Origin of the sequence: Roseofilum acuticapitatum BLCC-M154 (assembly GCF_030068475.1) — a bacterium.
In the GTDB taxonomy this organism is placed as follows: Bacteria; Cyanobacteriota; Cyanobacteriia; order Cyanobacteriales; family Desertifilaceae; genus Roseofilum; species Roseofilum acuticapitatum.
In genome coordinates, this window is sequence record NZ_JAQOSP010000151.1 from 1 (window position 1) to 7388 (window position 7388).

The 7388-nt window shown below is 44.3% G+C and carries 5 protein-coding genes; 4 read left to right on the top strand and 1 reads right to left on the bottom strand.

The window, feature by feature from the left end; genetic code table 11:
• Nucleotides 1-238: 238 nt before the first annotated feature.
• Complete coding sequence (locus PMG71_RS23440) at nt 239-1522, bottom strand: hypothetical protein (protein WP_283756160.1); 1284 nt, start codon at nt 1520-1522, stop codon at nt 239-241.
• A gap of 468 nt (nt 1523-1990) precedes the next feature.
• On the opposite strand from PMG71_RS23440, the gene PMG71_RS23445 reads away from it, so the two are divergent.
• The 4 genes from PMG71_RS23445 (at nt 1991) to PMG71_RS23460 (ending at nt 7177) form a co-directional block, all read left to right on the top strand.
• On the top strand, nt 1991-3352 hold the full coding sequence (locus PMG71_RS23445) for a UDP-N-acetylmuramoyl-tripeptide--D-alanyl-D-alanine ligase (protein ID WP_283756161.1): 1362 nt from the start codon (nt 1991-1993) through the stop codon (nt 3350-3352).
• Between the two features lie 18 nt (nt 3353-3370).
• Nucleotides 3371-4726, top strand: coding sequence for a DNA phosphorothioation system restriction enzyme (locus PMG71_RS23450; protein ID WP_283756162.1), 1356 nt, complete (start codon nt 3371-3373; stop codon nt 4724-4726).
• Nucleotides 4727-4765: 39 nt separating this feature from the next.
• A complete protein-coding gene (locus tag PMG71_RS23455; protein ID WP_283756163.1) occupies nt 4766-5038 on the top strand; it encodes a hypothetical protein in 273 nt (90 codons plus the stop codon).
• 81 nt (nt 5039-5119) lie between these two features.
• A complete protein-coding gene (locus PMG71_RS23460) occupies nt 5120-7177 on the top strand; it encodes an AAA family ATPase (protein ID WP_283756164.1) in 2058 nt (685 codons plus the stop codon).
• The last annotated feature ends 211 nt before the right edge of the window (nt 7178-7388 follow it).

Sequence of the window (7388 nt, forward strand, 5' to 3'; positions counted from 1 at the left end):
TTCGCTTATTCATGTCCGCGAAGCGGAAATACCCTAATTAAAAATCCAGGGAGCAAGATGCTCCCACTCCAGTCATATCAAAGAATTCGAGGAGTGCGGGCATCTGGCCCCCTTCTTAACAAATTTTCATGTCCGCTTGCGGAAACCGGACTTGATATCACGGCATTAACAGTTCGATCGGGGCGAAAAACTTTTCGCCCCGATGGGGATAATGAGGGAGATAACATAAGGATGTCCTTTAGCGAATGATTGAGAGATCCACTTTACCGAAGTTGGTACTCAAAGCGATATTCATATGTTCGAGAGCATGAACCAACCAGGAAACCGCCGACTGAGTGGAGCTTTCATAGTGGTTATAGAGAATGGCTAACCGCTTTTCTAAGTAGGGCTTAACTTTACGACAGACTAGGACAATTTTGAGCAATAATCCGATGGTAGCTGTGGGGCCGTTGTTAGAGAGCAGATCAATAAAGGTGTAGTGTTGGGGATTTTTTTGACCTTGAACCACCATGAAGTTCAGCAGTTGACTACAGGTGCGGATGACGAGGAAATCAGTGGGTTTTTGATCGTCGCTGTCGGAGAGGGTATTACTGAGCTGATCGTAGAGCTGATTGTTAAATTTTCGTTGACCATAGCTGGAGTCTACGGAGGTAGAGAGATATTCATAGAGGGTGTTTTTGTACTCTTTGAAGGTTCTTACTTGATTGGTATGGGTGATAAAGGATTGGGCGAGGTCTTGATGGGTATACGATCCTTCTACTTTACCGACATAATGTTTAAGGGCCCCGACTAATTCGCGATCGCCCAGTAGGGTAGGATTTTCCTGGGGTTTGAGTAGTCGTTTGGCTTTTTCTGGCGAAGATAAGCGCACCAGTTGCCTTTGGCGAACTCGATAGGTGACATAGTGGGATAGGTTTTGCTCAAATTTTTGTTGCATCTGAGTTTGTACCTGTCTCACCGTATTTTGTTGCTCTGAACTGCTTTGGTCGCTTAACATGCAGTGGGAATAGAGGTAGGGATAACGGTGGATGAGCTGTTTTAGGGGAACTTGATCCCCAGCTTTATCGGATGAGGCGCTAAAGACTTCTGCTAACCGCGATAGGGTTACATATTGTTCTGTGTCCGTAAAAGATTGGACGAGGGAGCGGAGACGATGAAGGGAGCGCATGTGAGAGAAACCTCCACCAGTGCTATTGCGGGTAGGGTCAAAGAGGTTGACTAAATCCGGAATGCTGCTTTGATGTTGGGGATGGGTTCGCCATTGGTTAATGAGGATATGACAACAGCGATTGATCACAAATTTGAAGTCTTCTTCTGCTCCCTTACTAGCGGTTAAGCTATTTAAGGCAGCTACCACTTCCTGATTATCGTATCCGAGTCCATGGATAAATAATCTTTTAAAGCGATCGACGAGTTGATCGGGTGTTTCCGCTTGGACGCAAGCCAACAAGTGGTCATAGATAACCTGTTCCTGTGCCATTCGATTGGATGAGTTATAAGCAGTAATCATCGTCCTATTCATTGTACATCCCCCTAATCTCCATATGTATGGGGGTTATCCCCTTCATCTTTTACTCAATCAATAGGTTGACCCTAGTTAGTGATTTCTCAGTAGACGGATGCTTTTTCGCCGAGATATAACAAAAAATTTTTTTGAGTAAAGTATATGACTGTGTTTATTCCTTATTTTCCCCCTGAATGGGGTCACCCTGCATCCGTTGATTTTGGTAATTTTCGATCGTAGATAGTTATCACCCGATCGGGATAAACCACGAGTAACGGGTCTATCCGATGGATCAAATGATCCGGGTTAATGACTCCCTTCTACAATTTACCCGTAATTGAGCCAACTTTTTTTAATTTTTTGATAAAGTTCCTCCTGTTTATCCGAGTTTTGTATAAAGATTGCGTGAATTTATGAGGTATCCTGGAAAAGTAAGACTTCGGCCATGAAGGCCAGCGTCTTGGTTAAAGAAATAGTTAAGTTTTTATGACATTTCAGCTAACCCTTGCCCAGTTAATCGACGTTTTAGGGGCTACGGTCATCATGGGCCCGCCATTAGACCCAACCTTAGAGGTAACGGCGATCTCGACAGATACTCGTTCACTCCTTCCTGGCTCGGCTTTTGTGGCTTTGCGAGGGGAAACCTTTGATGGCCATGATTTTGTCGATCGGGCGATCGCCAAGGGTGCAGTTGTCTCCATTGTTGACACTCCCCTTCCCCAGGGGGGTCTTCAATTACAAGTTGAAGATACCTTAGCTGCCTATCAAACCCTAGGCAGTTGGTGGAGACAGCAGTTTGAAATTCCGGTGATTGCCGTCACCGGATCTTGTGGCAAAACCACCACCAAAGAATTGATTGCTGCTGTTCTAGGATATCTTCAGTGTAGCAATTTTACAGAAAATATTCTGAAAACGCAACAAAATTTCAATAATGAAATTGGAGTTCCGAAAACCTTATTAGAATTATCAGCAAGCCATAAGTATGCAGTGCTGGAAATGGCCATGCGCGGCCGGGGTCAAATTGCCTTACTTTCGGAGTTAGCCCAGCCCACTATTGGGGTAATTGTGAATGTGGGAACGGCTCATATTGGGCTGTTGGGGTCGGAACAGGCGATCGCCGAAGCTAAGTGTGAGTTATTAGCAAAAATGCCTAAAGACTCGGTAGCGATTTTAAATGCCGATAATGAGCGGTTAATGAAAACCGCGCCCACAGTCTGGTCAGGCAAAACCGTCACCTACGGATTCACGGGAGGAGACTGTCATGGCACACTGATCGATCCAGAAACCCTGGAATTAGAAGGAATTCGCTTACCCCTACCCCTTCCAGGCCGTCATAATGCCTCAAACTATTTGGCGGCGATCGCCGTAGCCAAGGTTTTAGGACTAGACTGGACACAGCTACAAAAGGGATTATCCGTCACCCTACCGACTGGACGAGCAGGACGCTATGTTTTAGCCAACGATATCGTCCTCCTGGATGAAACCTATAATGCCGGTCTAGAATCCATGAAAGCCGCCCTAGAGCTATTAGCTCAAACTCCCGGAAAACGCCATATCGCCGTCTTGGGAACCATGAAAGAATTGGGCGAAAACTCCTTTGAATATCATCGTCAACTGGGGGAATGGGCGGAAAAACTGTCCTGTTTAAACCAAGTAATCCTCTTACAAAATGACCCCGATGTAGAAGGTCTTCATCAGGGCATCCAGCAGACTCCCTGCGAAGTCTACATGACCCACCAAGAGGTAATTGAACGAGTCAAAGCCATCATGGAACCCGGCGATCGCATTTTATTCAAAGCCTCCCATTCCGTCGGTTTAGATCGGGTGGTCAAAGCACTCCTTCAGTAAAATCAGCGCAGTTCTAATATGTTTCCCGCTATTCCTGATTCAATTCAACTGCGACCCTATCAACAGCAAGCGGTTAAAAATTGGTTTGCCAATCAAGGACGGGGAACCCTAAAAATGGCTACTGGAAGCGGCAAAACCATCACCGCTTTAGCCATTGCCACAGAACTTTATCAATGCATTGACTTACAAGCTTTAATTGTAGTCTGTCCCTACCGTCATTTAGTGGCCCAATGGGGGCGAGAATGTCAGCGTTTTGGACTGATGCCCATTTTAGCCTTTGAAAGTGTACGCCATTGGCAACAAGAGTTATCCAGCCAACTCTATAATATCCAAGCTTTGAGGCAACCCTTTCTCTGTGTGATTACCACCAATTCCACCTTAATGGGGGATGGCTTTCAGTCCCAATTGCCCTATTTTCCGCCCAAAACTTTAATTATTGGAGATGAAGCCCATAACTTGGGAACGGCGAAACTAGAGGAAAGTTTACCCAGCCAAGTCGGACTGCGGTTAGGTTTGTCGGCAACACCAGAACGATTTTTCGATCAAACAGGAACTGATGCTATTTTTAACTATTTTGGCCCTTTAATTCCTCCAGAACTGACCTTAAAAGATGCCATAGATCAAGGGGCATTAGTCCATTATTTGTATTATCCCGTCTTGGTGAATTTAACGGAAAGTGAAGCCTATAAATATGCCAAATTAACCACCCGCATCGGTTGGGCATTGGCGGCGGGGGAGGATTTGGAGGATAATGAGACATTAACTGCCTTATTGATCCGGCGATCGCGGTTAATTGCCAATGCAGAAGATAAACTCAAGAAACTGCGAGCCATTATGCAACCTCGCCTACACACCAGCCATACCCTATTCTATTGTGGCGATGGAGCAGCCGAAACCCAAACCAGCACTTCAAATCGGCAAATTGCTGCTGTTACCCAATTATTAGGAGTAGAATTGGGCTATCGAGTCAATACCTATACCGCCCATAGCTCCTTATCAGAACGGGAAACCCTGCGCCACCAGTTTGAACAAGGAGAACTACAAGGCTTAATTGCCATGCGTTGTTTAGATGAAGGAGTCGATATTCCCGCCATCAAAACCGCCATTATTCTGGCCAGTAGTCGTAATCCCCGACAATTTATCCAGCGTCGCGGGCGAATTTTACGCCCCCATCCCCAGAAAAAGCGGGCCACCTTATTTGATATGATTGTCGTTCCGCCCCCCTTAGATCGACAAACCTGGGATGTGGAGCGTAACCTATTAAGGAAAGAGTTACAGCGCTTTGTCGAGTTCGCTGATTTAGCCGATAATGCCGGAGAAGCTCGCAGGCAATTATTAGGGCTTCAGAAAGAATACGGACTTTTAGATCTGTAAGATTGGGTACAATGGAGAACAGTCTTGTATGGATCGCTTATGAGTGTAACTTATTCTAATGGTTCCAATGGTTTTATGGGGCGGATTTCCCGAATTTTTGCCGCAAAGAAATCCGGCTATCAAACAACCTCGACTCCCTCCCCTTCAACCCATGATTTAGTTTTAGAACCCCTTAAACAAGCCTCTCCAGAGGTGCAACAGGTGGTCAAACGGGTATTGCAAGCGGAAAAAGATAAGCTACATTTGTCTAGTCCTCGTAATATTAAGGAGGACATTATTAATATTATTAGAGAAGAAGTGCGAGAGCCTTAGCGATCAGATCGGGAGATGGAGAGATGGGGAATACAGTCTCTCTCATGTGGGAGAGAGGGCAAAAAATCAGGGGGATAAACCATGAAATTACTATCGATTAGGCTATGTAACTTCCGGCAATTTTATGGACAAACACCAGACATTAAATTGGCTAGTGGAGAGCAGAATATTACTGTTATTCATGGCAATAATGGAGCAGGTAAAACTACAATTCTAAATGCATTTACTTGGGCATTATATGAACGATTTACGGCAGCTTTTGCGGCTCCCGATCAGTTGGTCAATAAACGCGCTCTTTCGGAAGTAGAGCCGGGTAAACCTGTTAAATGTTCTGTAGAATTGCAGTTTGAACACGATCATCAGCGCTATCGAGTTGAGCGGCTTTGTCGAGCGTATAATCGGGAAAAAACCGTAGAGTATGGGCCAACAGAGTGTTCTTTGTGGGTATCTGGAGATGATGGACGTTGGCAGTTAACTAAGCATCCTTTAGATGAGGTGGTTGGGCGGATTTTACCCAAGAGTTTACATCAATATTTCTTTTTTGATGGGGAGCGAATTGAGTCTTGGGGACGGGAAGAGAAAAAAACAGAAATTTCGGAAGCGACCAAAGAATTGTTAGGGGTGGAAGTCTTTGAACGTTCCCTGCGACATTTGAAGGAAGCCCAGAAAAGTTTGGAAGCGGAATTAGAGAGTATTGGCGATCCACAAACCAAACAATTTTTAAGAGAAAAAAATGAGTTAGAGCAACGACGAAAAACTTTCAGCGATCGCCAAGCAGAAATTAACCAAGAATTGAGTTATCATGGCCATATTAAGGAAGAGTTAAACAACGAATTACGCGCCCTCAGTGGTGCGGAAGAGTTGCAAAAGCGCCGCGCTAATTTAGAGCAGCAACAACAGGAGTTAAGGCAGAGGTTAAAGGAACTTAAATCGGAGCTAAAACGAGAAATTTCTAGCCAAGCTTATACTGTATTTTTACCTTCAGCGATTGAAAAATTTAAAGCTTTAATGGAGCAGTTACGCCACCGAGGAGAGTTGCCTAGGGGAATTAAACAGCAATTTGTTCAAGATTTACTCGCCCAAGAAAAATGTATTTGTGGAACCCATTTGGCTGAAGGAAGTCAAGCTTATACTTTAGTGGCACAATGGATGAATAAAGCAGGAGTTGGGGATGTGGAGGAAAGTGCATTGAAGCTGTTGGGAGAAGTCTCTGAGCTAGAAAATAGGGCGGATTTATTTTGGAAAAATCTTAACTCATTGCGTGATGAAATGAATCAAAAGCGTGAAGCTTTATCGGCAATTGAAACCCAATTAGATACAATTCGATCGGAGTTAAGAAATTATCCGGATTTGGATATTCAAAATTTACAAAAACGTTTGGATCAAACGGAATCCCGGATGAGTGAGTTGGAGCGAGAAACAGGCGCAAATGAGCATAATATTAAGCTCTTGGATGGGCAGATTTCTGAAAAAGAGAAGCAAATTTCTAAACATGAATCGAAGGAGAAAAAACAGCAGTTAATACAAAAACGGATTCGGGTAGCGTCAGAGGCAATTAGTTGTATTACAGAAATGAAAAATCGCTTGGATACGGAGTTTCGCTTAGAGTTAGAACGGCGATTGCAGGAGATTTTTAAGGAGATTTCTTTTACGCCTTATTCTCCCCAACTGAGTGAAAAATATGAGTTAAGCTTGCTGGATAAAACGACGCTATTTGAACAACCGGTAGCTGCATCTACGGGAGAAAATCAGATTCTGAGTTTGTCTTTTATTGGTGCAATTATGGATCGGGTGAGACAATGGAGCCAGGATCAAATGCATCTGGGGCCAGATAGTAGCACGTTTCCGATGGTGATGGATTCTCCTTTTGGTAGTTTGGATGAGGTTTATCGTCGTCAGGTGGCGAATATTTTGCCGAAACTGGCTTCTCAGCTTGTGGTTTTGGTGAGCAAAACTCAGTGGAGAGGGGAAGTGGAGGCGGAAATGGGCGATCGCATTCAGCAAGAGTATGTGTTAGTCTATCATTCTCCTAAATCTGGCTGTGAAGCTGACTCCCTGTCTAGATTCGGTCAACAATATCCCCTGGTCAAGGCAAGCGATAATGAATTTGAATATACGGAAATCATCCCTATTCGTTAGCGATAGCACTTCACTGGGCATACAGCACGTTGCGCGGTAATGAGGTGCAGTAGTAAAAGATCCCCCCTAACCCCCCTTAATAAGCAGGGGGTTTTCAAAGTCCGGGGCAATCTTTAAAAGAAAAGTGAACTTTTCCCGGTAAAATTAAGAAAAGCTCACTTTTTTCCAAAAAATTAAATCATGCTTACTAGCCTAATCGAAGAATTCAAAA

What these genes read in the sequence shown, in the direction of transcription:
- PMG71_RS23440 (WP_283756160.1), bottom strand. Translation starts at nt 1,522, where the DNA reads ATGAATAGGACGATGATTACTGCTTATAACTCATCCAATCGAATGGCA.
- PMG71_RS23460 (WP_283756164.1), top strand. Translation starts at nt 5,120, where the DNA reads ATGAAATTACTATCGATTAGGCTATGTAACTTCCGGCAATTTTATGGA.
- PMG71_RS23455 (WP_283756163.1), top strand. Translation starts at nt 4,766, where the DNA reads ATGAGTGTAACTTATTCTAATGGTTCCAATGGTTTTATGGGGCGGATT.
- PMG71_RS23445 (WP_283756161.1), top strand. Translation starts at nt 1,991, where the DNA reads ATGACATTTCAGCTAACCCTTGCCCAGTTAATCGACGTTTTAGGGGCT.
- PMG71_RS23450 (WP_283756162.1), top strand. Translation starts at nt 3,371, where the DNA reads ATGTTTCCCGCTATTCCTGATTCAATTCAACTGCGACCCTATCAACAG.